The organism is Streptomyces sp. Pv4-95, assembly GCF_045782725.1.
Taxonomy (GTDB): domain Bacteria; phylum Actinomycetota; class Actinomycetes; order Streptomycetales; family Streptomycetaceae; genus Streptomyces.
Genome location: NZ_CP127172.1, coordinates 1378711 through 1403779 on the forward strand (window position 1 = coordinate 1378711; position 25069 = coordinate 1403779).

19 protein-coding genes are annotated in these 25069 nt (G+C 72.5%); 6 read left to right on the forward strand and 13 right to left on the reverse strand.

Annotated features, from left to right (window positions below; genetic code table 11):
• Positions 1-79 precede the first annotated feature (79 nt).
• Positions 80-1165, reverse strand: coding sequence for an ABC transporter substrate-binding protein (locus tag QOM21_RS06340; protein WP_407548754.1), 1086 nt, complete (start codon positions 1163-1165; stop codon positions 80-82).
• 103 nt (positions 1166-1268) lie between these two features.
• Positions 1269-2279 (reverse strand): LacI family DNA-binding transcriptional regulator, encoded by a 1011-nt coding sequence (locus QOM21_RS06345; RefSeq protein WP_407548755.1) that lies wholly within the window; start codon positions 2277-2279, stop codon positions 1269-1271.
• Positions 2280-2326: 47 nt separating this feature from the next.
• Between QOM21_RS06345 and QOM21_RS06350 the strand changes: the two genes are divergently transcribed.
• On the forward strand, positions 2327-5140 hold the full coding sequence (locus tag QOM21_RS06350) for a PA14 domain-containing protein (protein WP_407548756.1): 2814 nt from the start codon (positions 2327-2329) through the stop codon (positions 5138-5140).
• 301 nt (positions 5141-5441) lie between these two features.
• Positions 5442-7808, forward strand: a complete 2367-nt coding sequence (locus tag QOM21_RS06355; protein ID WP_407548757.1) for a GH92 family glycosyl hydrolase — start codon at positions 5442-5444, stop codon at positions 7806-7808.
• 206 nt (positions 7809-8014) lie between these two features.
• On the opposite strand, the gene QOM21_RS06360 is transcribed toward QOM21_RS06355, so the two are convergent.
• From QOM21_RS06360 to QOM21_RS06385, 6 genes are all read right to left on the reverse strand, one after another.
• A complete protein-coding gene (locus tag QOM21_RS06360) occupies positions 8015-8227 on the reverse strand; it encodes an EF-hand domain-containing protein (protein ID WP_393891523.1) in 213 nt (70 codons plus the stop codon).
• 59 nt (positions 8228-8286) lie between these two features.
• Complete coding sequence (uvrA, locus tag QOM21_RS06365) at positions 8287-10746, reverse strand: excinuclease ABC subunit UvrA (protein WP_407548758.1); 2460 nt, start codon at positions 10744-10746, stop codon at positions 8287-8289.
• A gap of 20 nt (positions 10747-10766) precedes the next feature.
• The gene (locus QOM21_RS06370; RefSeq protein ID WP_407548759.1) at positions 10767-12062 is read right to left on the reverse strand and encodes an NAD(P)/FAD-dependent oxidoreductase; all 1296 of its coding nucleotides are present in this window, start codon (positions 12060-12062) and stop codon (positions 10767-10769) included.
• Positions 12059-12253 (reverse strand): ferredoxin, encoded by a 195-nt coding sequence (locus QOM21_RS06375; protein ID WP_393891526.1) that lies wholly within the window; start codon positions 12251-12253, stop codon positions 12059-12061. The genes QOM21_RS06370 and QOM21_RS06375 overlap by 4 nt, the downstream gene beginning before the upstream one ends.
• Positions 12254-12315: 62 nt before the next feature.
• Entirely contained in the window at positions 12316-13575 is a 1260-nt protein-coding gene (locus tag QOM21_RS06380; protein WP_407555589.1) for a cytochrome P450, read from the reverse strand.
• 336 nt (positions 13576-13911) lie between these two features.
• Positions 13912-14532 carry a TetR/AcrR family transcriptional regulator gene (locus tag QOM21_RS06385; protein ID WP_407548760.1) on the reverse strand — a complete coding sequence of 207 codons (621 nt, stop codon included), beginning with the start codon at positions 14530-14532 and terminating at the stop codon, positions 13912-13914.
• Positions 14533-14831: 299 nt separating this feature from the next.
• On the opposite strand from QOM21_RS06385, the gene QOM21_RS06390 reads away from it, so the two are divergent.
• Positions 14832-15776, forward strand: coding sequence for an aminoglycoside phosphotransferase family protein (locus QOM21_RS06390; RefSeq protein ID WP_407548761.1), 945 nt, complete (start codon positions 14832-14834; stop codon positions 15774-15776).
• Positions 15777-15836: 60 nt separating this feature from the next.
• A complete protein-coding gene (locus tag QOM21_RS06395; RefSeq protein WP_407548762.1) occupies positions 15837-16622 on the forward strand; it encodes an alpha/beta fold hydrolase in 786 nt (261 codons plus the stop codon).
• Between the two features lie 90 nt (positions 16623-16712).
• Here the strand turns inward: QOM21_RS06395 and QOM21_RS06400 are convergent, their stop codons facing one another.
• The 4 genes from QOM21_RS06400 to QOM21_RS06415 all read right to left on the reverse strand — a co-directional run bounded on the left by QOM21_RS06400 (position 16713) and on the right by QOM21_RS06415 (position 21731).
• Positions 16713-17303, reverse strand: coding sequence for a helix-turn-helix domain-containing protein (locus tag QOM21_RS06400; protein ID WP_407548763.1), 591 nt, complete (start codon positions 17301-17303; stop codon positions 16713-16715).
• A 147-nt stretch (positions 17304-17450) separates the two neighbouring features.
• On the reverse strand, positions 17451-18605 hold the full coding sequence (locus QOM21_RS06405; RefSeq protein WP_407548764.1) for a glycoside hydrolase family 88 protein: 1155 nt from the start codon (positions 18603-18605) through the stop codon (positions 17451-17453).
• 153 nt (positions 18606-18758) lie between these two features.
• Positions 18759-19991 carry an ROK family protein gene (locus QOM21_RS06410; RefSeq protein WP_407548765.1) on the reverse strand — a complete coding sequence of 411 codons (1233 nt, stop codon included), beginning with the start codon at positions 19989-19991 and terminating at the stop codon, positions 18759-18761.
• A gap of 111 nt (positions 19992-20102) precedes the next feature.
• Entirely contained in the window at positions 20103-21731 is a 1629-nt protein-coding gene (locus tag QOM21_RS06415) for an AMP-binding protein (protein WP_407548766.1), read from the reverse strand.
• Positions 21732-22046: 315 nt separating this feature from the next.
• On the opposite strand from QOM21_RS06415, the gene QOM21_RS06420 reads away from it, so the two are divergent.
• Positions 22047-23876, forward strand: coding sequence for an alpha-L-fucosidase (locus QOM21_RS06420; RefSeq protein ID WP_407548767.1), 1830 nt, complete (start codon positions 22047-22049; stop codon positions 23874-23876).
• A 262-nt stretch (positions 23877-24138) separates the two neighbouring features.
• On the forward strand, positions 24139-24714 hold the full coding sequence (locus tag QOM21_RS06425) for a TIGR03086 family metal-binding protein (protein WP_407548768.1): 576 nt from the start codon (positions 24139-24141) through the stop codon (positions 24712-24714).
• A gap of 115 nt (positions 24715-24829) precedes the next feature.
• Here the strand turns inward: QOM21_RS06425 and QOM21_RS06430 are convergent, their stop codons facing one another.
• Positions 24830-25000 carry a hypothetical protein gene (locus QOM21_RS06430; RefSeq protein ID WP_407548769.1) on the reverse strand — a complete coding sequence of 57 codons (171 nt, stop codon included), beginning with the start codon at positions 24998-25000 and terminating at the stop codon, positions 24830-24832.
• Between the last annotated feature and the right edge of the window lie 69 nt (positions 25001-25069).

The window sequence follows — 25069 nt, forward strand, 5'->3', positions numbered from 1 at the left end:
CCGCCCGGCGCGTGCGGCGGCGACCCGTCCGGTTCACCGGGAGACACTGAGCGACGCGCCGGGCGTGGCGGACGCATCGTCAGAAGGCCTTTCCGAGGTCGGCCTCGGCGTTGGCTTCGGTGTACGCGCTGTCGCGGATGACGATGTCCTGGGAGACCTTCTTGCCCTGGGTGAAGGAGTCCAGCGTCGCGAAGGCGAGCGGGCCGAAGCGGGGGTTGGATTCGATCACGCCGTCGATCCAGCCGTCGATGATGCCCTGGACGGCGCTCCGAGTGCCGTCGACGGTGACGATCTTCACCGAGCCGGGCTTCTTGCCCGCGCCCTTGAGCGCGTTCACCGCCCCCAGGCCCATCTCGTCGTTCTCGGCGTAGATGCCGTCGATCCCGGGCCGGGACTGGATCAGCTGCTCCGTGACCTGCTGGCCCTTCTCGCGGGCGAAGTCGCCGGTCTGCTGGAAGACCACCTTCAGCTTCGGCGCCTTGGCCCGGATACGGTCCTTGAAGCCCTTGGTGCGCTCGGTGGTGACGTTGTTGCCGGCCGCGCCGAGCAGGATGGCGATCTCCCCCTTGCCGCCGGTCGCCTCGATCATCCGGTCGGCGGCCCGCTCGCCCTGCGCGACGAAGTCGGAGCCGATGAAGCTCACGTAGTCCTTGCAGGGCTTGGCGTTGATCTTGCGGTCGATGGTGACGACGGGGATGTGCCGGGCGGCCGCCGCGCTGAGCACCGGGTCCCAGCCGTCGGAGTTCAGCGGCGCGATGACCAGCAGGTCCACGCCCTTGGCGATCAGGTCCTGGACGTCGCTGATCTGCTTGGAGAACTGCGACTGGGCGTTGGCGGCCAGCAGCCGGATGCCGCGCTTCTCGGCCTCGGCCTTGATCGAGGCGGTCTCGGCGATCCGGAACGGGTTGGCTTCCTTCTCCGACTGGGAGAAGCCCACCGTGGCGTTCTTCAGGTCGAGTTTCTCGGCGCCGTAGGCGTCGAGGGTGCAGCCGGCCCTGCTGCCCGCGGACGGTCCCTCGACCGCCTGCTCGCCGCCGGAGCCGGCCCCACCGGCCGGTTTCGCGCCGTCGTCCTCGGACTTGGCGCAGGAGGTGACGGTCAGGGCCAGGCTCAGGGCGAGCCCCGCGACCAGGGCGGAACGGTGTCGACGAGCGTACGGATGCATGGCAGAACCCCATCTCGGGCGATCAAGTCCGTTGTCCGCAGCGATATTTATAACGTTGGAAGGGCGCTGTAAACCCTTCGCGCAAGGACTCGTACGGCGCGGTTCACCGCCGGCCGAGCGTGCTCTCCCGCGCCACCAGGGCGAATTCCGGCTGGAGTTGGCGCGGGCGGCTCTCCTCACCCGCCAGACTCGCGATGATCGACTCCACCGCGAGACGGGCGATGGCCTGCTTGTCCGGCGCGATGGTGGTCAGCGTGACGGCGCCGAACCGCCCCTCGGTGATGTCGTCGAAGCCCACCACCGCCACGTCCTCCGGCACCCGCAGCCCGCGCTCGAACAGCACCCGCATCGCCCCGATCGCGATCAGGTCGTTGTAGGCGAACACCGCGTCCGGCCGCTGCCCGGAGTCCAGCAGCGCCGCCATCGCGCCGGCGCCGTCCGACCGCTCCCAACCCTGCGTGGGTCCGATCAGGCACGCCTCCTCGGCGATGCCGGACGCCGCCAACTCCGCCTGCCAGCCCAGTTGTCGCAGATGGGCGGGCTGGTGCGTGCGGTCCCTGCGGGCGCCGAGGAAGGCGATCCGGCGCCGTCCGAGGTCGAGCAGATGACGCACGGCGGCCCGCGCCCCGGCGATGTTGTCGATGGCGATGTGGTCGTGCGGCAGGTCGTAGCGCCGCTCGCCGAGCAGGACCAGGGGGGCGTCGTCGCTGCGGGCGCGCAGATCCTCGGTCTCCAGCTCGATGGGGCTGAGGATCAGCCCGTCGATGACCCGGGCGCTGAAGCCCTGGCTGACCAGGATCTCGCGCTCGCGCAGCCCGCCGGTGTGGTCGAGCAGCACCGTGTAGTCGTGCCGGGCCGCCGCGTCGATCACCGCGCCGGCCAGTTCGGCGAAGTAGGGGTTGCCCAGCTCCGGCAGCGCCAGGGCGATGATGCCGGTACGCCCTTTGCGCAGGTGGCGGGCGGTGAGGTTGGGGCGGTAGCCGAGCTCGTCGATGGCCTGCTGGACGCGCGCCCGCATCGCGGGGGTGACGTGCTGATAGTTGTTCACGACGTTCGACACGGTCTTGATCGAGACACCGGCGCGCTGCGCCACATCCTTGAGGCTGACCCTCATCGGACTTCCTCCCGTGCCGATCCGGCGCCCCGGAACCGGCCGTTGTCATGGCCCTGGACAGAGTGCAGACGGCGTGCTGTCATGCCAACTGCCCTTGTTTCCAACGTTATACAAGATGGCGGAAGCAAGGGGCAGAGCCGGAAGGAACCGACCTCGGAGGTCCTGTGCGTTCTCCGTTCCTGCCCACCCGTCCCGGTCGCGCACGTGGAAGACGTGCGCGCCGCGGAAAATTCAGCCACCGCCCCCTCGGCGCGGCGCTGGCGGCCACGCTCGCCGCCGCGCTGCTCTCCCTCACCCCCGGCGGCGCCGACGCGTCCGCCGCGCCCGCCGCGCCCGCCGCGGATCGCGACGACGCCCCCGCGGCCGTCCACGGCCTGAAGGGCGACTACTTCACCCAATCCGCCCCGGGCGCCTTCGACTTCGACGAACTCAAGGCGACCGCCGTCGACCCCCTGATCGACTTCGCGAACCTGGACTCCCGGCTGGAGCAGGCCACCGGCCGGGCCGACGACGCGACGGTCCGCTGGACGGGCAAGCTCACGCCCGCCACCAGCGGCGCGTACACCTTCGCGATGACCGGCGACAACGGCTTCCGGCTCTGGGTCGACGGCAAACCGGCCATCGACCACTGGGTCGACGACTGGGACAAGGAGCAGACCTCGCCCGCCGTGGACCTGGCAGCCGGCCACGCCTACGACATCAAGATCGAGTACTTCGAGCACATCGGCGGCTCCAACCTCCACCTGAACTGGATTCCGCCCGGAGGCACGAAGACCCCGGTCCCGCAGAGCGCCTTCACCCTCCCCGACGGCTTCGACTACGACGGCCCGACCGCCGTCTCCGTCCGGCCCGACGGCCGCACCCTCCGCCTGGACTTCCCCCAGGACCTGGCCGCTCCCCCCGCAGCCTTCACCGCCCACCTCGACGCGGTGATCGGCGGCGCACGTTGGCCGCTGGGCAAGGCCAGGCTGGACTCCGCCGACCCGTCCAGGCTGCTGATCGCGCTGGACGAACCGGTCGTCGGCCAGGGCGGCCAGGCCGACCTGCACTACGACGGCGAGGGCGGCCTGGCCACCGCGCAGGGCGAGGACATCGCCGCCTACTGGGCCGGCGGCACCAACGAGTCGACCTACCAGCTGCGCACCGAGTGGGCCGACGACGTCAGCAAGGACAACGCCCTCCCGGAGTACCCGCGCCCGCAGCTCACCCGGGACAAGTGGCGCAACCTCAACGGCGAGTGGCAGTTCGCGGCGGCGGACAAGGGTGACGCACCGCCCGTCGGCAAGCAGCTGGCGGAGAAGATCCTGGTCCCCTACCCGGTGGAGTCGCAGCTCTCCGGGATCGAACGGCACGAGGACCGGATGTGGTACCGCAGGACCTTCACCGTCCCCGCGGACTGGAGGATCGGCAGCTCCCGGCGGCTCGACCTCAACTTCGGCGCGGTGGACTGGCAGGCCGAGGTGTACGTCAACGGCAGGAAGGTCACCGCGCACAAGGGCGGCTACGACCGGTTCTCCGTGGACATCACCGACGCGCTGCGGCCGGGCCGCACACAGGAGTTGATCGTCGGGGTCTACGACCCGACCGACGCCGCGGACGGCGAGAGCCCGCCCATCGGCAAGCAGCGGCTGGACCCCAGCGGCATCTGGTACACCGCCTCCTCCGGCATCTGGCAGACGGTCTGGATGGAACCGGTCGCCGCCGACCACGCCGACAGCCTCGCACTCACCCCCGACGTCCCCGGCGGCACGGTGTCCGTCGAGGCCCACGGGGTACGCGACGGCGTTCCGGTGACCGCGGTCGCCTACGACGGCAAGCGCGAGGTCGGCCGGGCGAGCGGCACCGGCGACGGCCCGATCGAGGTGCCGGTCCCCGACGCACACCTGTGGTCGCCGGACGATCCGCATCTGTACGACCTGAAGGTGACCGTCGGCTCCGGCTCCCGCGCCGACCGGATCGGCAGCTACTTCGGCATGCGCTCGATCGGCGTCGAGAAGGTCGACGGCGTCCCGCGGACCGTCCTCAACGGCAAGCCGGTCTTCTCGATGGCCACCCTGGACCAGGGCTTCTGGCCGGACGGCCTGCACACCGCGCCGACCGACGAGGCGCTGGCGTACGACCTGAAGATGCACAAGGCCATGGGCTTCAACTCGGTGCGCAAGCACATCAAGGTCGAGCCGGACCGCTGGTTCTACTGGGCGGACAAGCTGGGCCTGATGGTGTGGCAGGACATGCCGGCGATGAACACCGTCGAGCCGTCCCAGCCGGCCCGCGCGCAGTACGAGCGCGAGATGAAGCAGATGATCGACGAGCACGTCAGCAGCCCTTCGGTCATCATGTGGGTCACCTTCAACGAGGGCTGGGGGCAGTACGACCAAGCCCGCGTCGCCGACCAGGCCAAGGCGTGGGACCCGACCCGGCTGGTGAACAACATGAGCGGCCTCAACTGCTGCGGCGCCCAGGACGGCGGGAACGGTGACGTGGCCGACGCCCATGGCTATCCCCGCGCCCAACTGCCCGCACCGGACGGCAGACGCGCCCTGGTCAGCGGCGAGTACGGCGGCCTCGGTCTGGCCGTACCGGGCCACGCCTGGCCGGTGCAGCACACCTACGTCGGGGTGGACCAGGCCGCGTACACGGACGACTATCTCGCGGAGCTCGCACATGTCCGCACGCTGGCCTGCCAGGGCGGCAACGGCGCCGTCTACACGCAGATCAGCGATGTGGAGGGCGAGTTGAACGGGCTGCTGACGTACGACCGCAAGGTGGTCAAGCCGGATGTGAAGCGTCTGGCGGCGGCGCATCGCGCGCTCATCAAGGACGCGTCCGACCCGGCATCGATGCCCTGCGGCACGTCCTGACGGTGGGGGCCGCACCGGCCCGTGGTGTCCGGCGGCGCGGCGTCGCCCCCGGACACCGCTCCGGCGCCCCGCGCACCGGTGCGTGCCTTCCCACAACCGCCTGACCCACGCCTCCCCTTCGGCTGTCCGGACCACCCGCGTTCCCGTGGTCCGGACACGCCGGAGTTCCCCCGACGCCGACCCTTGACGCCCGCCGGGCCGGCACCAAGAATGAGCGCGCCCTGACAACGTTGTCTGCCGACCGGGCCCGCTGAACTCCCGGCCGGCCGGCCACGCGGCCACGATCCCGGAGGTCCGACCCATGCCATGGCTCAGTCGCACCCGGCTGCGCACCGCCGGCGCGGTGCTGGCGGCCGCGCTCATCGGGGGCGCTCTCGCGGCCCCCGCCGCGCGGGCCGAGCCGCCCGCCGGCCCGCTCACCGACCTGGTCAACCCCTTCATCGGCAGCCGGCACGACGGCAACACCTATCCGGGCGCAGCCGTGCCGTTCGGCATGGTGCAGCTCTCCCCCGACACCGGCCACACCACCGGCTACGGCTACGACGACGACCACATCCGCGGCTTCGGTTCGGTGCACATCTCCGGCGTCGGCTGCGGCCTCGGCGGTGATCTGCCGGTGCTGCCCACGACCGGCGACATCACCGAGACCGACAACGCCGAGTACGCCGCCTCCTACACCCACGACGACGAATCCGCCCGCCCCGGTTATTACCGGGTGGGCCTGAAGTCGTACGGCGGGATCACCGCCGAGCTGACCGCCACCGCGCGAACCGGCAAGCAGCGCTACACCTTCCCGGCCACCGACAAGGCCAACGTGCTGCTCAACACGGGCCAGTCGCTGCACAGCACGGTCTCCACCCGGGTCGAGGTGCTCGACTCGCGCACCATCCGCACCAGCATCACCGGCCGAGGCTTCTGCCAGGACACCGAGCCGTACACCCTGCACACCCTCACCCACTTCGACCGGCCGTTCACGTCGTACGGCACCTGGGACGGCGACAAGGTGACGGCCGGCTCCCGCGACTCGACGGCCACCGGCCGGCACGGCGCCTACGCGCGCTTCGACACCCGCGCCGACCGCACCGTCGAGGCGACCACCGCCATCAGCTACGTCGACGCCCCGGGCGCGGCCCGCAACCTACGGGCCGAGGGCGGCCGTTCCTTCGACCGGACGAAGGCCGCGGCGAACGCCGAGTGGGAGCGGCGGCTCGGGCTGGTCCGGGCCCGGGGCGGCGACACCACGCTGCGCCGGACCTTCTACTCCTCCCTCTACCGGTCCTTCCTCGCGCCGAACATCGGCAGCGACGTGGACGGCCGCTACACCGGATGGGACCGCAGGACCCACCGCGCCACCGAGGACGGAGGGTTCACCTACTACCAGAACTGGTCACTGTGGGACACCTACCGCACCCAGGCGCAACTGCTGGCGCTCCTGGCACCGCGGGAGTCGCGCGACATGGCGTTGTCGGTGCTGCGGATCGACAAGGAGAGCGGCTGGCTTCCGAAGTGGGGCTACGGAACGGTCGAGACGAACATCATGACGGGCGACCCGGTCACGCCGTTCCTCACCAACGCCTATCAGCAGGGGCTGTTGCGGGGGCATGAGGAAGAGGCGTACGCGGCCCTGAAGAAGAACGCGGACGGCGTCCCGCCGGCCGACTCGCCGGCCGTCGGCCGCGAGGGCAACGCGGAGTACCTCAAGGACGGATTCGTGCCGTACCTCAAGGGCCGCGAGCACGCCAAGCCCGGCGACTCCGATTTCGACCACGGCGCGTCGGCGACCCTCGAATACGCGCTGTCGGACGCCATGCTGGCCCAGATGGCGCGCGACCTGGGGCACGACGCCGACGCCGACCGCTATGCCGCCCGCGCCCAGAACTACCGCAGGATCTTCGATCCCTCGACCGGCTTCTTCCGGGCCCGCGACGCGGAAGGCGCCTTCACCGGCCCCGCGGATCCGGCCAAGAGCGAGGGCTTCCACGAGGGCACGTCCTGGCAGTACCAGTGGCTGGTGCCGCAGGACCTGCCGGGGACGCTGGCCCTGATCGGCGGCAAGGAGAAGGCCGACCAGCGGCTCGACTCCTTCTTCGCCTACCAGGACCTGTTGAAGGACCCGGCGAAGACGGCGCGCGAGGTGTGGGTCAACGGCCCGTACGACTACTACAACGCGGACAAGTACAACCCGCAGAACGAGCCCGATCTGATCGCGCCCTACACCTATCTGTCCACCGGCCGGCCGTGGAAGACCACGGACGTGGTGCACGCCGCGCTGACCCTCTTCACCGACACTCCGAGCGGTATGACCGGGAACGACGACCTGGGGACCATGTCGGCGTGGATGGTGCTCTCGTCGATCGGGATCTTCCCGGTGCAACCGGGCACCGACACCTGGGGGCTGAGCACACCGGTCTTCGACCGGGTCGACCTGACGCTGGACCGGCGGTACTTCCCGGCCGGCCACTTCACCGTCACCGCGCCCGGCACCTCCACCGACCTGCGCTACGTGCGGTCGGTCCGACTCGACGGCGCCGAGCGGGAGCGGACGTATCTGACCACAGGCGATCTGCGCTCGGGGCGTGAGCTGGCCTTCACCCTGGGAGCGAAGCCGTCCGACTGGGGCACGGGCGAGGACGCGGCGCCGCCGCCGGTGGGCGCCTCGGAGAAGTAGCGGACCCCCGGGCTGCCACCGTGGGCCCCGGGGAGCAGGAATCGAGCCGCGGACGGGCGAGCGGTACCCGCCGTCCGCGGTTCGCCGCGTCCGGGCCGGCCGGCGCGGACGGGCACGCCGGGGCCGCCCGCCTCCGGGCCGGCCGGCATCGCGGCCGGCCCGAAGGCGGCACAGGTACCCGAGGAGCGGACGTCAGGGGGCGGGCGTCACTTCTCCAGGGCCTGCCAGAACTCGTCGAAGGACAGCCGGCCGTCGCTGTTGCTGTCCTTGGACTTGATGACCGCCTCGGCGATCGGGCCGGTGACGAACGGGTCGCCCATCTCGGCCATCGCCCGCTTGAACTCGTCCGCCGTGACCAGGCCGTCCTTGTCCGCGTCGAACCGGTCGAACTCCGCCCTGGCCTTCTCGATGTCTGCCACGAGAGGTGCCCCCTTCGTCTTGCTGCACGGTGATGTGACCTGCGTAGATTATCCGACCCTCAAGAACGCCCGGGCCTGGCCCTGTCCCGGGCCAGATAGGGCGCGGTACGGCTGCCCGGCGCAGCCGCCACCTCCTCGGGCGTGCCCTCGGCCACGATCCTGCCGCCCTCGGCCCCGCCGCCCGGCCCCAGGTCGATGACGTGGTCGGCGCCCGCGACGACCGTCATGTCGTGCTCGACGACGACCACGGTGTTGCCGGCGTCCACCAGGCCGTGCAACTGCCGCAGCAGCACCTCGGTGTCGGCCGGGTGCAGGCCGGTGGTGGGTTCGTCGAGGAGGTAGAGGGTGTGGCCGCGCCGGGCGCGCTGGAGTTCGGCGGCGAGCTTGATGCGCTGGGCCTCGCCGCCGGACAGCTCCGTCGCGGGCTGGCCCAGGCGGAGGTAGCCCAGGCCGACGTCCTGGAGGGTGCGCAGGCTGCGGGCGGCCGCGGGGATGTCGGCGAGGAAGTCCGCGGCGGTGTCGACGGTCATCCCCAGGACGTCGGCGACGTTCCGGCCGCGGTAGGTGATCCGGAGCGTCTCGGGGTTGTAGCGGGCGCCGTGGCAGTCGGTGCAGGGCGCGTAGGTGCCGGGCAGGAAGAGCAGTTCGACGGCGACGAACCCCTCGCCCTGGCAGGTCTCGCACCGGCCGCCGGTGACGTTGAAGGAGAACCGCCCCGCGGTGTACCCGAGCGCGCGGGCCTCGTCGGTGGCCGCGAACACCTTGCGGACGGCGTCGAACATCCCGGTGTAGGTGGCGAGGTTGGACCGGGGGGTGCGGCCGATCGGCCTCTGGTCGACGCGCACCAGCCGGCCGATCGCCTCCAGGCCGTGGACGGCGGTGAGTTGGGCGGTGGCCATGGGCCCGGCGTCCGGCTCCGCCGCGTCACCGGCGTCCTGCCTGCCCTGCTCCGCGCCCAGGTGCTCGCGGACCGCTTCGGCGAGGACACGGGTGACCAGCGTCGACTTGCCGGATCCGGAGACGCCGGTGACGGCGGTGAAGACGCCGAGCGGGAAGGCGGCGTCCACACCCCGGAGGTTGTGCAGGGTGACGCCGCGCAGCGCCAGGGTGCCCGAGGGGCTGCGGGGTGTGCGGGACGCGGGCGGCTCGGTGTCGAAGAGGAACCGGCGGGTCGCGGAGCCGGTGACGTCGGCGAGCGCGTCCACCGGCCCGCTGTGCAGCACCTGTCCGCCGTGCTCCCCGGCCCGGGGGCCGACGTCCACGATCCAGTCGGCACGCCGTACGACGTCCATGTCGTGCTCGACGACGAACAGCGAGTTGCCGGCTTCCTTGAGCCGGCCCAGCACCGTGAGCAGGGACTCGGTGTCGGCGGGGTGGAGGCCGGCGGACGGCTCGTCGAGGACGTAGACGACACCGAAGAGGCCGGAGCGCAGCTGGGTGGCCAGCCTCAGCCGCTGGAGTTCGCCGGCGGAGAGGGTCGGCGCGGGCCGGTCGGTGCTCAGATAGCCGAGGCCGAGTTCGGTGAGGATCTCGATGCGGGCCACCAGGTCGCGGGCCAGGGTCGGCGCCACCCCCTCCTCCGGCGCCTGCGCGGTGGGGCGCAGCAGCTCGGCCAGGGCGCTCAGCGGCAGGCCCGCGAGGGCGGCGATGTCACGGCCTGCGAAGGTGACGGCCAGGGCTTCGGGGCGCAGCCGCCGTCCGGCGCACACCGGGCAGGGCTCGGCGACCATGAAGCCCTGGACCCGCTTGCGCAGCGTCTCGCTCTTGGAGTCGGCGAAGGTGTGCAGGACGTAGCGCTTGGCGCTCATGTACTGGCCCTGGTAGGGGCGTTGGATGCGCCCGACGTCGCGCACCGGGTGGACGGTGACGACCGGCTGTTCCTCGGTGAACAGGATCCAGTCGCGGTCGGCCTGCGGCAGTTCCCTCCAGGGCCGGTCGACGTCATGGCCCAGGGCGTCGAGGATGTCGCGGAGGTTCTTGCCCTGCCAGGCGCCGGGCCAGGCGGCGATGGCGCCGTCGCGGACGGACAGCGCGGGGTCGGGGACGAGGGATTCCTCGGTGACCCGGTGGACCCGGCCCAGGCCGTGGCACTCGGGGCAGGCGCCGACGGCGGTGTTGGGTGAGAAGGCGTCGGAGTCGAGCCGCTCGGCGCCCGCCGGGTAGTCGCCCGCCCGCGAGAACAGCATCCGCAGCGTGTTGGAGAGCGTCGTGACGGTGCCGACCGAGGAGCGTGAGGTGGGCGCGGAGCGCCGCTGTTCCAGGGCGATCGCGGGCGGCAGACCGGTGATGTCCTCGACCTTCGGGGCGCCGACCTGGTGGATCAGCCGCCGGGCGTAGGGGGCGACCGACTCGAAGTAGCGTCGCTGGGCCTCGGCGTAGAGGGTGCCGAACGCCAGCGAGGACTTGCCCGATCCGGACACCCCGGTGAACGCGACCAGGGCGTCCCTCGGGATGTCCACATCGACGGTGCGGAGGTTGTGCTCACGGGCGCCGCGCACCCGTACGTACGAGTCGGTCATCCCTCCATGATCCGGCACGGTCAGCCGGGAGCGGTGGCGGCGCCGACGCGCTCGCGCGCCTCCTCCCAGGGAAGGGGGGTGGCGATGACCGCGCGCAGTGCCCGCACCTGCCGGGGCGGCAGCCCGGTCGCGACGATGCCGGTGGCGGCGCCGTCGCTGCCGTAGAGGGTGACGGTACGGCGGGTGCCGTGGTCCAGGACGGTGGTCTCCGCACGGTCGGCGTCCGCGGTCAGGCCGTACGCCTGGATCTTGATGTCGTACTGGTCGGACCAGAAGTACGGCACGGGGGCGAACGGGCGGCGCTGCTGTGCCGAGCCGTCGGCCTCCGGGTCCGAGGGCTCGGCCGGGGCGGTCTCGGCGGCCAGTTCGGCCAGCAGGTTGCGGGCGGCGGCCATGCCCTGCTCGGTGGCGTTGGTCCGGTGCTCGAAGCGCAGCGGACGGCCGTGGACCGGATGGTCCCAGCGGGCCACGTCGCCCGCGGCGTAGATGCCGGGGGCGGCGGCGCAGTACGCGTCGCAGCGCAGCCCGTCGCCGGTGTCGAGAGCCGGGTCGTCCAGCCACTGCACGGCGGGCTCAGAGCCGATGGCGAGCAGCACGCTGTCGGCGGGGATACGCGTCCCGTCGGCCGGCCGCACGGCGGTGACGTGTGCGGCCTCCGCACCGGCGGAGGCCGCCGTGTCGAACCCGGCCACGTCGGCGGTGAGCAGGCGCACCCCGTGGGCGCGGTGCTCCTCGGCGAGCAGGGTGCCGACCTCGGCGCCGAGGGCACGCGCCATCGGTACCGGGTCGCGGCCGACGAGGGTGACCTCGTGGCCCAGTTCACGTGCCACCGCGGCCGCTTCGCAGCCCAGGACGCCGTTGCCGACGATCACCAGGCGCCGCTCGGCGCCGGTCAGCCGGGCGCGCAGTGCGAGAGCGTCGTCGAGCGTGCGCAGGGTGTGCACCCCGGCGAGGTGCTCCGCCCCGGGCAGCGAGCGGGCGGCGACGCCGGTCGCGATGATGACGCCGGCGCAGATGAGCCGTTCGCCGCCGTCCAGAGTGAGCGTCCTGGTGGCCGCGTCCAGGCCGGTGGCCCGGGTGCCGAGCCGCAGGTCGAGGCCGAGCGGGTCCAGTTGGCCTGCGGTGCGCAGCAGCAGCCGCTCGGGCTCCCACGCGCCGTGCAGCAACTGCTTGGACAGGGGAGGCCGGTCGTACGGGAGGTGGGGTTCGTCGCCGATGAGGGTGAGCGGTCCGGTCCAGCCGAACCGGCGCAGCGCCTCCGCCGCGGCGAGACCCGCCGCGGAGGCACCGACGACGGCGATGGGCCGGGTGGTCACGCGTGGACCTCGATCACGGCGGCCGGGCAGATGGCGGCGGCCTCGCGGACCGCGTCGTGCTGCTCGGCGGGGGGCGCGGCGTCGAGAAGCACGACCACGCCGTCCTCGTCGCGCTGGTCGAAGACCTCGGGGGCGATCAGCACGCACTGGCCGGCGGCGCAGCACTTGTCGGCGTCAAGGGTGATCTTCATGGGGAACTCCGTGGTGGTGAGGGGTGCGTGGGGGGGTGGGTCGGGGCGGCGGCCGCCCGGTGTCACCAGGTGACGGGCAGGGCGTGGCAGCCGTAGATGGCCATGTCGCTGCGGAAGGGGATGTCCTCGACCGGCACGGCCGGGCGCATGGCGGGGAAGCGGCGCAGCAGCGTGGCGATGACGACCTGGAGTTCGACGCGGGCCAGTGCCTGGCCCAGGCACTGGTGGACGCCGTACCCGAAGGCGACGTGGTGCTGGGCGTTGGGGCGGCACACGTCGAGCCGGTCGGCGTCGGCGAAGACGCTCTCGTCGCGGTTGGCGGACGGCACGGCCACCACGACGCCCTCACCGGCCCGGATGAGGTGGCCGTCGATCTCGATGTCGGCGGTGGCGACCCGGCGCGGGCCGTTGCGGATGATGCTGTGGAAGCGCAGCAGTTCCTCGACGGCGCCGCGGATCAGCGCGGGCTCCTCACGCAGCCGGTCGGCGGACTCCCGGTCGCGCATCAGGGTGAGCGCGCTGAGGCCGATCATGTTGGCCGTGGTCTCGTGCCCGGCGATCAGGAGCAGGGCGGCGAAGGCGGCCACCTCGTCGTGGGTGATCTCGCCGGTGCGCTGCTGCTCGACGATGAGGCGGCCGAGGATGTCGTCGCCCGGGTCGGCCTCCTTCGTGGTGACCAACCGGTCGAGGTAGTCGCGCAGTTCGATGCGGGCGGCCTCCCGCTCGTCGTCGGGGACGACACGGGAGAGCAGCTTGCCGGTGAGCCCCTGGAAGACGTCGTGGTCGTCGTAGGGGACGCCGAGGAGCAGGCTGATGACCAGCGAGGGGACGGGCAGCGCGAGCGCCTCGACGAGGTCCACTCCCCCGTTGCCGCGCCCCTGCGCCCGCTCCATCGCGTCGCACAGCTCGTCGGTGATGCGCTGGATCTCCGGGCGCAGCGCCTCGACGCGTTTGACCATGAACTCCCGGGTGACCATCCGGCGCAGCCGGGTGTGCTCGGGCGGGTCAATGCGGATGAAGCCGCGGTTGTCGGTGTTGGTGCCGCCGGTCATGCCGCTGAGGGGGTAGCCGGGGACGGTGGTGTCGGAGCTGAAGCGGGTGTCCCCGAGGATGGCGCGGATGTCGGCGTAGCGGGTGGCGAGCCAGGCCCAACTGCCGTCCGGGAGAGCGACCTTGGAGAGCGTCTCCTCGGCGCGGAGGGCGGCGAAGGCGGCGTGCGGGTCGTCCCCCTGGTCGAGGAGATCCGAGAGCGGGGGCGGGTCGAAGGGGCAGCCGCTCGACGGCTGGGCGGTCCGGGACGCCGGGGCGGTGGAAAGTGTCATCTCGCTCATCTCGCTTCTCGCGCGCACGCCGACAGCGGCGTGCTCAGAGTCGAACGTTCGCCTAACAGCCGTAAACTTACATGTGTAATGGCCACGCAAACAGACCGGGGCACCGGAAGTGACGGGAAATCAGGAAGGGACGGCGCCGGACTCCCGGTCAACGGCGGGGGGCTGCGGCAGGTCGGCAACGGCGAAACGGCGGGGCGTCAGCCGTTTCCGGAGCGAGGCGCGGCGGCAGCCGGAAACGGCAAGGACGGCACGACGGGTGCCCGCCGCTGATGAGCCGGCCTCACTGCCCGCCCGCTCACCACACCGGCCGCCCGCGGGCGGCCGCGCTCAGTCCTCCAGCAGCAGCTGAAGGATCTCGTCCACGAAGCGGTCGAGCCGGCTGGCGTCCTTGCGGCTCGGCATGACCTGCCAGAGCATCACCCGGCCGTGCACGGACGACCACAGCATGTACGGCGCCTCCGAGCGCGAGCACCGCACCCGCCGGCCCGCTTCCTCGCACGCCGTGAGCGCGTCGTTCCAGCTGCGCACCAGCAGTCCGGCCGGATGCCCGGCCAGCCGCTCGGGGCCGACGGGGGTCTGCCGGGTCTCGTAGAGCAGCCGGTAGGTGGCCGGGTGCGCGACGGCATACCGGCAGTAGGCCCGCAGCTGGGCACGCAGCCGGGCGACCGGATCGTCGCCGTCCGCCTTCGCGGCGGCCTCGGCCATCGCGCGGGCCAGCCGCTCGTAGCTGATCTCCAGGGTCGCCCAGACCAGCTCGGTCTTGTCGGCGAAGTGCCGGTAGATGCTGGGGGCGGCGACACCGGCCTCGCGGGCGACGGCGCGCAACGACAGGGCGTCCTCGCTGCCGACCTGCTCCAGGAGGCGTTCGGTGGCCCGCAGCAGCTCCTCGCGCAGCCGCTCACCCTGTCCGCGCGGGTTACGGGGCCGGACGGCCGCACTCTCGCTCACTGCCCTCCGGTCCTTCCCTGGCCTCGCCGATGTGGTCCGACCAGGGTTTCACATCCGCCCGCCACGGTTCGCGGGAGTGCCGCGCGGCGTGCGGTGAGTGGTCCGGCTCACCACCCCGGCGGTCGGCCCGTCGGCCGCCGCGCCCCGGCTGAGGACGGCCGCGGCGATCGCCTGGCGCGCCCTCTCGGGCGCGCCCGGCCGCGGCGGCACCGACACCCGCGACCGCGGCCCGTGCGCCCCCGGCGGCCGGACGAGCTGACGCCGCCCATGGCCGTCCCGGCACCGCCTAAGCTGCCCGGATGGCGCGCACCCCGCACGACGACCGCTTCCCCGCCGACCTGCCCGTGATCACGCAGATGGGGCGAACGCCCTCCGGGCGGGCCTGGCTCGACCGGCTGCCGGGCATCGTCCGCGAGATCGAGGAGCGGTGGGAGCTGCGGCTGGGCACCCCGTTCCACGGCGGCAGCTGCTCCTGGGTGGCGCCCGCGGTACAACCCGGCGGCGAGCCCGCGGTGCTCAAGGTGACCTGGCCGCACCGCGAAGCCGAGGGCGAGGCACCCGGGCTGCACGCCTGGGACGGCAACGGAGCCGTCCGGCTGCACCGTTGGGACCGCGAGCGGGGCGCGCTGCTGATCGAGCGCTGCACCCCCGGCACCCCGCTCACCGACGCCGCGCTGCCGCCCGCCGAGCGGCTCGCCCTCGCCGCCGGTCTGCTGCGCGACCTGTGGACCGCGCCCATGCCGCCCGACGGCATGCTGGAGCGGGTCGACGCGGTGTGCGCGGAGTGGGCGGACGTGCTCCAGGAGCGGATGTTCCGGCTGCGGCCGGGCTACGACCCGGGGCTGGTGGCGCTCGGCGCCGACCTGCTGCGCAAGCTGCCCGTGACGGCCGCCCGGGAGGTCGTGGTGCACGGCGACTTCAACCCGGGCAACGTGCTGGCGGCGCGGCGGCAGCCCTGGCTCGCCATCGACCCCAAGCCGATGGTGGGTGACCCGGCGTACGACCCGTGGCCCCTGCTGACGCAGGTCGACGACCCCTTCACGCACCCCGACCCGCGACCGGTGCTGCAAGAGCGCTGCACGCTCGTCGGCGAGGTCCTGGGCGAGGACCCCGCGCGGCTGCTCGCCTGGTCGGTGGCGCGTGCCGTGGAGAGCGCGCTGTGGAGCGCCGACCACGACGATGTCGAGGGCGGGGCAACGGAGTTGGCCGAGGCGCGGGTGCTGGCGGAGCTGGCCGGATTGTGACCTTCCACGGGACGCGGCGGGTGCTCCGCGGGGGTCTCCCACGGCCTAGGGTGGGGGCGTATGAACCGTGAACCACTTCATGTGACGGTGTGGGACGAGGCGACGCCCGGCGCGCCGCGGGCGGTGCTGGTGCACGGCACGATGAGCTGGGGCACGGAGTGCTTCGCCGGGCAGCGTCCGCTGGCCGAAATGTTCCGCCTGGAGCTGGTCGACCGGCGCGGTTTCGGCGACAGCCCGGACATCGACCGCAGCGACTACGCCGTCGACGCCGAGGACGTCCGCCAACTGCTGGGAAACGGCGCGCATCTGGTCGGTCACTCCTACGGCGCGGTGGCCGCGATGCTGGCCGCGTCCGCCCGCCCCCAGGCCGTCCACTCGCTCACCCTCATCGAGCCGTCACCACTGCGCACCGCGGCCGGCCACCCCGTCGTGGCGGCGGCGCTGGAGCGGATCCGCGCCGCCTTCGGGGGCGACGAAGCGGAGTCGAGCCCGGCGGACTTCCTGCGGCGGGCCACCGAGCCCTACGGCCTGCCGGTGCCGCGGCCTACACCGCGGCTGCTGCGCGCGGCGCGGTCCGCGATGCGCGAACGCCCGGCCTGGGACGCGCAGATCCCGCTCGGTCCGCTGGCCAAGGCCGGGATGCCCAAGGTCGTCATCAACGGGTCGTGGGAGGAAGCCCACCCCGACTACCGCGACTTCACCGGAGCGGCGCTGGCCGCCTGCGGTGAGTACCTCGCCGACGCGATCGGCGCACGCCACGTACGGGTGCAGGGCGCCGACCACACCCCGCACCAGGACCGCCCGGACGCGGTGAACGCCGTGCTCACCCGGATGTGGCAGAGCTGACGGCCGGCCGGCGGGCGTCGGCGGGACCAGGATGTGACCGGACGCGTCACGGGCCCGGCGGCGTGCTGCCCACCGCGCGGGCCGCCGGGGTCACTTGCGTGCGGGCCTGGCCCGCACGTGAAGGCGCTCCCCCTGCGCCCCGAAGAGGCTGAGGAACTCGACCGGCTCCGGGCCGGCACTCGCCCACCCGTGCGGAGTGCGGGTGTCGAACTCGGCGACCTCCCCTGCGGTGAGCACGACATCGTGCTCACCCAGCAGCAGCCTCAGACGGCCGGCCAGCACGTAGAGCCACTCATAGCCCTCGTGCGCCCGCTGCTCCGGATCCGCCGCCCCCGGTTGCGCGCCGGGCACCACCATCTTGTAGGCGTGCAGCCCGCCGAGGTGCCGGGTCAGCGGGATGAACGTCACGCCGTCGCGGGTGAAGGGGCGGGGATGCAGACGCGGGTCGCCGGTGGCCGGCGCGTCCACCAGTTCGTCCAGCTGCACGGCGTACGCCTTCGCCAGCGGCAGCAGCAGTTCCAGGGTGGGTTTGCGCAGACCGGATTCCAGGCGGGAGAGGGTACTGAGCGAGATCCCGGTGGTCTCGCTCAATTGGGCCAGGGTCGTGCCGCGCTCGCGGCGCAGCGCCCTCAGTCGCGGGCCCACAGCGGTCAGTACGTGTGCGAGATCGTCGTCTGCCATCTGTTCCATTGCCGACCCGGCAAGACATTTTGTCAAGCGCGCGGCACCCCGGCTTTGTGCCGCGGCACGGCGGGGACCCGCGACCCCCGGGGCGCACGGGCCCGGCGCCCCCACGAGGGCTGTGCCGGGCCCGCACCGGACACGGAGTCAGGAGCCGGCCACTTTCGCCAGCTCCGCACCCGCCATCAGGAAGCCGCCGACACCGAAGTCCGCCGTGGTGCCGTACCCGACCGGCTGGCTGGACTCCGGGCGGTCACCCACGTTCTGCACGTATCCGAGGAAGCCGTCGGGGTGCACCGCGGTGGCGACCATCCCGTTCCAGGCACGGGCGGCGACCGGCCGGAACGTCTCCCGCGGGACCAGCCCGGCGCGCAGCGCGTACGCCGTGCCGTACGTGAAGAAGGCGGTGCCGCTGGTCTCCGGGCCCGGCAGGTGCTCCGGATCGGCGAGGTTCACGTTCCAGAACCCGTCGGCGCGCTGGACGGCGCGCAGCGCGGTGAGTTCACCGACGAGTGCGGCGCGGTATTCCGGGACGTGCGGATGTGAGGCCGGCAGGACGCCGAGCACCTTGGTGTGGGCACCGGCGACCCAGCCGTTTCCCCGCGACCAGAGCACCGGCCGGCCGTTCGGCGAGGCGATACCGCCGGGCAGGAACCGCTTGTCGCGATACCAGAGCCCGACGGCGGGGTCGTACAGGCCCGGCCCGCCCTCCGCGCTCTTGGTGTGGGTGTAGAGGGCGTGCATCGCGTCCCAGTACGCGGGGTCCTGACGCAATGCGCCGAGCCGGGCGAACGGCGGCATCGCCATGTGCAGCGCGTCGTCCCACCACCAGTCGTCGTGCTTCTCGGCGGAGGTCCGGACCATGCGCTGCAGGGAGTCCTCGATGGCGGCGATCTTCGCCGGGTCCGGCGTGGCGTCCAGCGCGTGCAGATCGAGGTAGGTCTGCCCCGCGCAGTGGTCGTCGGCGTGCCGGGTGGTGACGCCGTTGTGCAGCCCGTAGGCGTGCTTCTCGGCCCAGCCGCGGGCGTGGGCGAGATAGCGCGGCTCGCGGGTGAGGCGGTGCAGGGCCATCAGCCCGCTGAAGAAGGTGGCACGGGCCCACTGGTTGTCCCCGGGGTCGGCGTGCGCGCCGATCCAGTGGTCGGCGACCCGGCGCAGTACGGCGACGATCTCGGCCCGGGGCGGCAGCCGGTCGGCGGGACGGGCGCCCGCGGCGGCGCGGGCGGCACCGGCCGTGAGGGCGGGCAGTGCGGCGCCGGCCGCCAGCGTGGCGCCCGTGGTGAGGAATTGCCGACGTTCCATGAACACACCTCTCCGATACGGAAGTTCAGGCATGCAGGGTCAGGTACGTGAACAACGTTCGTTCATGTGATGCGCATCGTGGGCCATCGTGGCAGCCAACCAGGCGCCTGGGAAGGGGAGTTCAGCGATCCGAACGGCGGCCTCGTACGCGCCTCAGGCGGTGCCACCGCTCGACAGGAAGCGCTCGACGGGCAGCGTCGCCGCCCCGAGAGCCACCGCGTCCGGGCCGAGTCGGCACAGTTCGACGGTGCAGCGCTCGTACGGGTGGCGCAGGGCCGGCCCGGCCACCGCCTCGCGGATCTGCGGCAGGAGGTGATCGCCGAGCATCGACCCGGCCCAGCCGCCGAGGACGATCCGACGGGGGTTGAAGAGGTTCACCAGGTTGGCGATGCCCGCACCGAGATAGACGCAGGTCTCGTCCAGGACCCGGCGGGCCGCGGGGCTGCTGCCGGCACCGGCGATCAGCGCGGCCAGGGCGGACTCCTCATCGGCGCCGGGCGCCGGCCGGCCCCGGCGTGCCTGGTGGTAGCGGTCCAGGATCGCCTCGGCGCCCACGTACGCCTCCAGGCACCCCCGCGCCCCGCACCGGCAGCGCCTGCCGCCGACCTGCACGACGGTGTGCCCCCACTCCCCCGCGCTGCTGGTGGCGCCGTGGTAGAAGCTGCCGTTGGCGACGACGGCGGCACCGACGCCGGACCCGATCAGCGCGATCACGGCGTGATCGGCCCCGCGCACGGCGCCGAACCACATCTCCGCCTGACCCAGGGTCCTGGCACCGTTCTCGATGTACAGCGGCAGGTCGGTGCCCGGGTACGCCGCGGTGCCGGCGCGCAGCAGACGGCCGAGCGGCACCGCGTCCCAGTCGAAGGTCTGGCCGTGCACGAGCGCGCCGCCCTCGCTCGCGCCCGCCTGCTCGACGATCCCGGAGACGGCGACGCCGACACCGAGGATGTCGGCGCGGTCGACCGCGGCGGCCGCGACGACCTCCCACAGACCCGCGAGGATCCGCTCGACCACCGGCCCGACGTCGTGGCAGCCGCTCTCCAGCGGGTGGTCTGCCCTCGCCCGCTCGTTCATGGCCAGGTCGTACAGCGCGACCCGCACCCGGGTCTCCCCCACGTCCACGCCGACGGCAAAGCGCCGGCCGGGGTCGACGCGCAGCAGGATCCGCGGCCGCCCGCCGTCGGAGTCGACCGCGCCGGCCTCCACCACGACGCCCTCACCGAGGAGTTCACCGACGACCGTGGAGACGGTGGTGACGCTCAGGCCCGTACGGGCACTGATGTCCTGACGGCTGAGCGGCCCGTCGAAGTACAGGGTCCACAGCAGCACGGACCGGTTCCCGCGCCGCATGTCCCGGGTCGTCGTACGCCGCTGGGCCGCCATGGGCGCCTCCTGTGCCTCGGTCCCCGGCGCCACATAATTCGAGACTTGTTATAAGCATGTCAAGTAGTGCGCAGGGGCCGGACACGGCGACGTCCGCATCCGGCCCCGTGCTCAGATCGTGCCGTCCCGCCCGGCCCAATAGGGGTCCCGCAGCCGCCGCTTGAAGAGCTTGCCCGACTCGTCGCGCGGCAGGAGTTCCTCGAAGACCACGGCCCTGGGCACCTTGTACCCGGCCAGCCGCTCCGCGACGTGGGAGCGCACCGCCTCGGCACGCAGCAGCACACCGGGCTCCGTCTGCACGTGCGCCGCCAGCACCTCGCCGAACTCCTCGTCGGGTATGCCGAACACCGCCGCGTCCCGCACCCCTTCGAGGGAGAGCAGGCAGCCCTCCACCTCCGCCGGGTAGATGTTGACGCCGCCGGAGATGACCATGTCGTTGCGGCGGTCGCTGAGGTAGAGATAACCGTCCGCGTCGAGATGGCCGATGTCGCCGATCGTGACGTGGCCCGGCAGGCCGGGCGCCTCCATCGCGGCGCGCTTGGCGGCGTCGCCGAGGTAGGTGAACTGCGGCCAGTTGTCGGAGGGTTTGAGGTAGATCTCGCCGGTGGCGCCGGTCGGCAGCACCTCCCCGCCGGGCCCGAGGACCGCGACAGCGCAGGTACCGTCCGCCCGGCCGACCGTGCCGGGGTGGGCGAGCCACTCCGCGCTGTCGCACCATGTCACCGCGCCGGTCTCGCTGCCCCCGTAGTACTCGCGCAGCACCGGTCCCAGCCAGTCGATCATGGCGTGCTTGACGTGCGGCGGGCAGGGCGCCGCGGCGTGCACGACCGAGGTGAGCGACGACAGGTCGTACCGCTCGCGCACGTCCTTGGGCAGCCGCAGCAGCCGGACGAACATCGTGGGCACCACCTGCACCTGCTCGATGCGGTGGCACTCGATCAGCCGCAGGAACTCCTCGGCGTCGAAGTGCGGCATCAAGGTGATGTCCAGGCCCGCGGCGAGGGCGAGGACGGCGTGCTGACTGGGCGACGCGTGGTAGAGCGGGGCGGGGATCAGGGTCCGGCCGCCGGGCGCGACCGCGAAGTACTCCAGGAACGACCGCACCCCTTCCTCCAGCAGGTCCTGGGGCACCGGTTCGCGCAGAACCCCCTTGGGGCGCCCGGTCGTTCCGGAGCTGTAGATGACGGTGGGCGGGCGTTCCTCGGCCGGCCGCGCCAGCGGGGCGTAGCCGGCCAGCCAGCTGTCCAGGAGGGGATGGTCACCGGTTGCGGGCGGCGCGGCGAAGCCGCAGGCGGCCGCGACGCCGGCGGGCACGGGCACCTCGATGATCCGTACGCCGTCGGGGAGTGCGGCGCGCACCGCGTCCAGCAGGTCCGTGTGCGCGAAGACGACCTTGCTGCCGCTGTCGGTCAGCACATGCCGCAGCTCGTCGTGTTTGAAGTGCCAGTTGACCGGCACCGCGGAGGCGCCGAGCTGAGCGGCCGCGGCGGTGATCTCCAAGTGGGCGGGTTCGTTGCGCATGACGATGGCGATCCGGTCGCCGGGCTCGACTCCCGTCTCGGATAAGCCGGTTGCTATGCGCGCTGCCCGGTCGAGGAAGTCGGGATAGCTCCGTTCGTGTCCCGCGGCGCGGAGGGCGGGTGCGGGGCGTGGCACCTCGGCGGGGCCGCCGCTGTGTGCGACGGCGGATGGCTCGGCGGATCCGGTGCCGTTGGCGGCGGATGGGGCGACGGCGTTCATGGTGCCTCCAGTGAGTGCGGCCCGCGCCCATTGAACAGCCCTCTTCCCGGGTTCGCCAGAGCGCTGATGCGCAGTCGGCGCGTACCGCGCACCGTCCGGTGCGCCTGATCACGCCGTCCACCTCTCCTCACGCCAACTCTCTTTGATCGGACGTCTATTGAGGTCAGCAGCCGCAACTCCGCTATTTCATCGACTCGTTGACCACTGTCCTCCGATGTTTATCGTGTCCGACGTCTTCCGGTCCGGCACGGCGCGCGCCACCATGCGGGGTGGCACGGAAGGACCGTCGGCACGAACCGACCGGAGGAGCGAGCCATGCGCAGAAGCACACGACCGGCCAGGGCGCTGGGAGTTCTGGGGCTGCTGGGAGCACTGCTGCTGACCGGCGGCAGCCCCGCGGCGTCCGCGAAGCCCCCGCCACGCGACACCGCGGGCCCCGGCACCAACCACGCGATCGACGACCCCTTCACCTCGGAGCGCACCTCCTGGTGGCGGCAGGACCGCTTCGGGATGTTCATCCACTTCGGCGCCTACTCGAACCTGGAGGGTGAGTACACCCGGCCCGACGGGACCGTCTGCCGCAACGCCGAGTGGATCAAGCGCGAGTGCGCGATCCCCACCGCGGAGTACGAGAAACAGGCCGCGACCTTCAACCCCGCTGACTTCGACGCCGAGGCGGTCGTCAAGGCCGCCAAGGACGCGGGCCAGCGCTACATCGTCATCACGTCCAAGCACCATGACGGGTACGCGATGTGGCCAACGAAGCAGAACTCCTGGAACCTGCGGGACCACTCGTCCTTCGACCCCCGCCGCGACCTCCTCGCCGAGCTGAAGAAGGCCGCGGACGCCGCCGGTATCAAGCTGGGCTTCTACTACTCGATCTGGGACTGGCACGATCCCGACTTCGCCGACCCGGCGACCTTCCCGCGCTACAAGAAGCGGATGTACGCGCAGCTCAAGGAACTGGTGGACGGCTACGACCCGGCACTGCTGTGGTTCGACGGGGAGTGGGACGCCGACAACCCCACCAACACCTGGTCACGCCGCGACGGCGCCGACCTGCAGGCGTATCTGCACGACCTGGACCCCGGCCTGATCGTCAACAACCGGGTGGGCAAGCGCGAGGTGGTAGACGGCGATTTCGGCACCCCGGAGCAGGAGATCCCCGACGAGCCGGTGGCCGGACAGCTGTGGGAGAGCTGCATGACCCTCAACGACCACTGGGGCTTCGCGAAGTACGACACGCACTGGAAGTCGTCCACCACCGTCGTCCGCAATCTCCTGGACGTCGCGAGCCGCGGCGGCAACTACCTGCTGAACGTCGGACCCGACCGGCGCGGCCGCATCCCGCAGCCGTCCGTGGACCGGCTCCGCGAGGCCGGCCGGTGGCTCGGCGCGCACGGCCAGGGCGGCGCGGTGTACGGGGCCGGGCACACCGGCCTCGTCGCGGATCCCTCCTGGGGCGCGGTCTCCCGCCGGGGCGACACCCTGTACGCCTCCGTGACGTCCTGGCCCGCGGCCGGCAGCGCGCTGCACCTCACGGCGAAGGAGGCGTTCAAGGTCACCTCCGCGAGGGTCCTGGGCAGCTCGCAGGGGGTGCGGGTCACACCGTCCGGCGACGGCTTCGACCTCACCCCTTCGGGCGCCGCCACCGGCCCCGTCGCGAGTGTCATCCGGCTCACCATCGAACCCCCGGCGGCGTCCCCGCCCGGCACCGGTACGGGGCTGACCGCCCGGAGCTGGGCCAATGACTCCTTCAACGGACCGCCGGCGGTGACCACCGTCGACCCCACCGTCAACAAGTCCTACCGCTTCGACGGGTCCCCCGATCCGCGCATCCCCTCGGACCACTTCAGCACCCGTTGGACGGGGAGCATCCAACCGCGAACGGGCGGGACCTACACCTTCACCACCGTCTCCGACGACACCGTGCGCCTGTGGATCGACGGCGAACCGGTCATCGACAGCAGCACACCGCACGGACCGAAGGCCGACCAGGGGACCGTCACGCTCACCGCAGGTCACCGGCACAGCATCCGCATCGACTACACGGAGGGCACGGGCGAGGCACACATGAAACTCCTGTGGGCCGGGCCGGACCAGAGCCTCCAGGTCGTGCCCCGGAGCCGGCTGTACGCCGACTGACCCCGCGGCCTGCCGCGCCTCCCGGTGGACTTCCCCCCGCCGGGAGGCACCGCCGTTCACGCCGCTCCTCGCGCCGATCTCCGCGCTGCTCCCGGCCCGGGAAAATTCCCCGGCCGGGCTGGACCGAACGGGTCATCGAGGGGCGGCGGAACGCCCCCGCACCGGGGGACGGAAGGCACAGGGGCCGCGGGGCGGCGGGCGCCCGCCCGATCGCGGTACGCCGGGGGGCCGTTGTCAGTGGCCGCTCCTATCCTCGGGAACCATGAACAAGGACGAGATCCTGCGGACGCACGGCGAGGCGATCGAACTCTTCGGGACCCGGGTCCACGCCGTCCGCGACGACCAGTGGGACGCCCCGACGCCGTGCACGCAGTGGTCGGTGCGCGATCTGGTCAATCACCTCACCGTCGAGCAGCTGTGGGTGCCTCGTCTGGTGCGGGACGGCGCCACGGTCGCGGACGTGGGCGCGGACTTCGACGGCGACCGATTGGGCGAGGACCCTGCCGCGGTCTGGGACCGCGCGGCGGTGGCCGCCGTGGCGGCGTTCAGCGAACCGGGCGCGCTGGACCGCACCGTGCACCTGTCCTACGGCACCAGCGGAGCCGCTGCCTACTGCACGCAGATGATGGCCGACGCGGTGGTCCACGCCTGGGACCTCTCCCGGGCCGTGGGCGCGGAGGAGCGGCTGCCGGGGCACCTGGCGACGGCGGCGCTGCGCGAGGTCGAACCGTACGCCGCGGAACTCGGTGGGTCCGGGCTGTTCGCCGAGCCCGTGGAGCCCCCGGCGGGCGCCGATGACCTCACCCGGCTGCTCTGCCTGCTGGGTCGCCGGCCCTGACCCGGCCGGGCCCCTCGCTTGCGGACGGGAGCGACTGCCCAGGGCAGCCGCTCCCATCGGTTCCGGGCGGCGCCGGGGGCGCTTCGAGGGGAAGCGGCGGCCCGGCGCCCGGCGGTCAGTCGATGCCGCGGAAGATGTTCGACTCGGCGGGGTCGTCGTCGCAGCCGGCGAGGTGCACGGGGACGCAGCGGTCCCAGACCTCCAGATTGCGGACTTCCTTGATACGGCCCGGCCGGTCGCCCTGCTGGGGGCGAGGCTGCTCGTAGTGAGCCTTGTGCAATGCCACCACGCACTCCTTCATCGAGGTATTGGTTCCGACGCGGTGGCGCCTCGTTCACAAACCGGGAGTTCGGCC

What these genes read in the sequence shown, in the direction of transcription:
- QOM21_RS06340 (WP_407548754.1), bottom strand. Translation starts at nt 1,165, where the DNA reads ATGCATCCGTACGCTCGTCGACACCGTTCCGCCCTGGTCGCGGGGCTC.
- QOM21_RS06345 (WP_407548755.1), bottom strand. Translation starts at nt 2,279, where the DNA reads ATGAGGGTCAGCCTCAAGGATGTGGCGCAGCGCGCCGGTGTCTCGATC.
- QOM21_RS06350 (WP_407548756.1), top strand. Translation starts at nt 2,327, where the DNA reads ATGGCCCTGGACAGAGTGCAGACGGCGTGCTGTCATGCCAACTGCCCT.
- QOM21_RS06355 (WP_407548757.1), top strand. Translation starts at nt 5,442, where the DNA reads ATGCCATGGCTCAGTCGCACCCGGCTGCGCACCGCCGGCGCGGTGCTG.
- uvrA (WP_407548758.1), bottom strand. Translation starts at nt 10,746, where the DNA reads ATGACCGACTCGTACGTACGGGTGCGCGGCGCCCGTGAGCACAACCTC.
- QOM21_RS06375 (WP_393891526.1), bottom strand. Translation starts at nt 12,253, where the DNA reads ATGAAGATCACCCTTGACGCCGACAAGTGCTGCGCCGCCGGCCAGTGC.
- QOM21_RS06380 (WP_407555589.1), bottom strand. Translation starts at nt 13,575, where the DNA reads ATGACACTTTCCACCGCCCCGGCGTCCCGGACCGCCCAGCCGTCGAGC.
- QOM21_RS06390 (WP_407548761.1), top strand. Translation starts at nt 14,832, where the DNA reads ATGGCGCGCACCCCGCACGACGACCGCTTCCCCGCCGACCTGCCCGTG.
- QOM21_RS06395 (WP_407548762.1), top strand. Translation starts at nt 15,837, where the DNA reads ATGAACCGTGAACCACTTCATGTGACGGTGTGGGACGAGGCGACGCCC.
- QOM21_RS06400 (WP_407548763.1), bottom strand. Translation starts at nt 17,303, where the DNA reads ATGGCAGACGACGATCTCGCACACGTACTGACCGCTGTGGGCCCGCGA.
- QOM21_RS06405 (WP_407548764.1), bottom strand. Translation starts at nt 18,605, where the DNA reads ATGGAACGTCGGCAATTCCTCACCACGGGCGCCACGCTGGCGGCCGGC.
- QOM21_RS06410 (WP_407548765.1), bottom strand. Translation starts at nt 19,991, where the DNA reads ATGGCGGCCCAGCGGCGTACGACGACCCGGGACATGCGGCGCGGGAAC.
- QOM21_RS06415 (WP_407548766.1), bottom strand. Translation starts at nt 21,731, where the DNA reads ATGAACGCCGTCGCCCCATCCGCCGCCAACGGCACCGGATCCGCCGAG.
- QOM21_RS06420 (WP_407548767.1), top strand. Translation starts at nt 22,047, where the DNA reads ATGCGCAGAAGCACACGACCGGCCAGGGCGCTGGGAGTTCTGGGGCTG.
- QOM21_RS06425 (WP_407548768.1), top strand. Translation starts at nt 24,139, where the DNA reads ATGAACAAGGACGAGATCCTGCGGACGCACGGCGAGGCGATCGAACTC.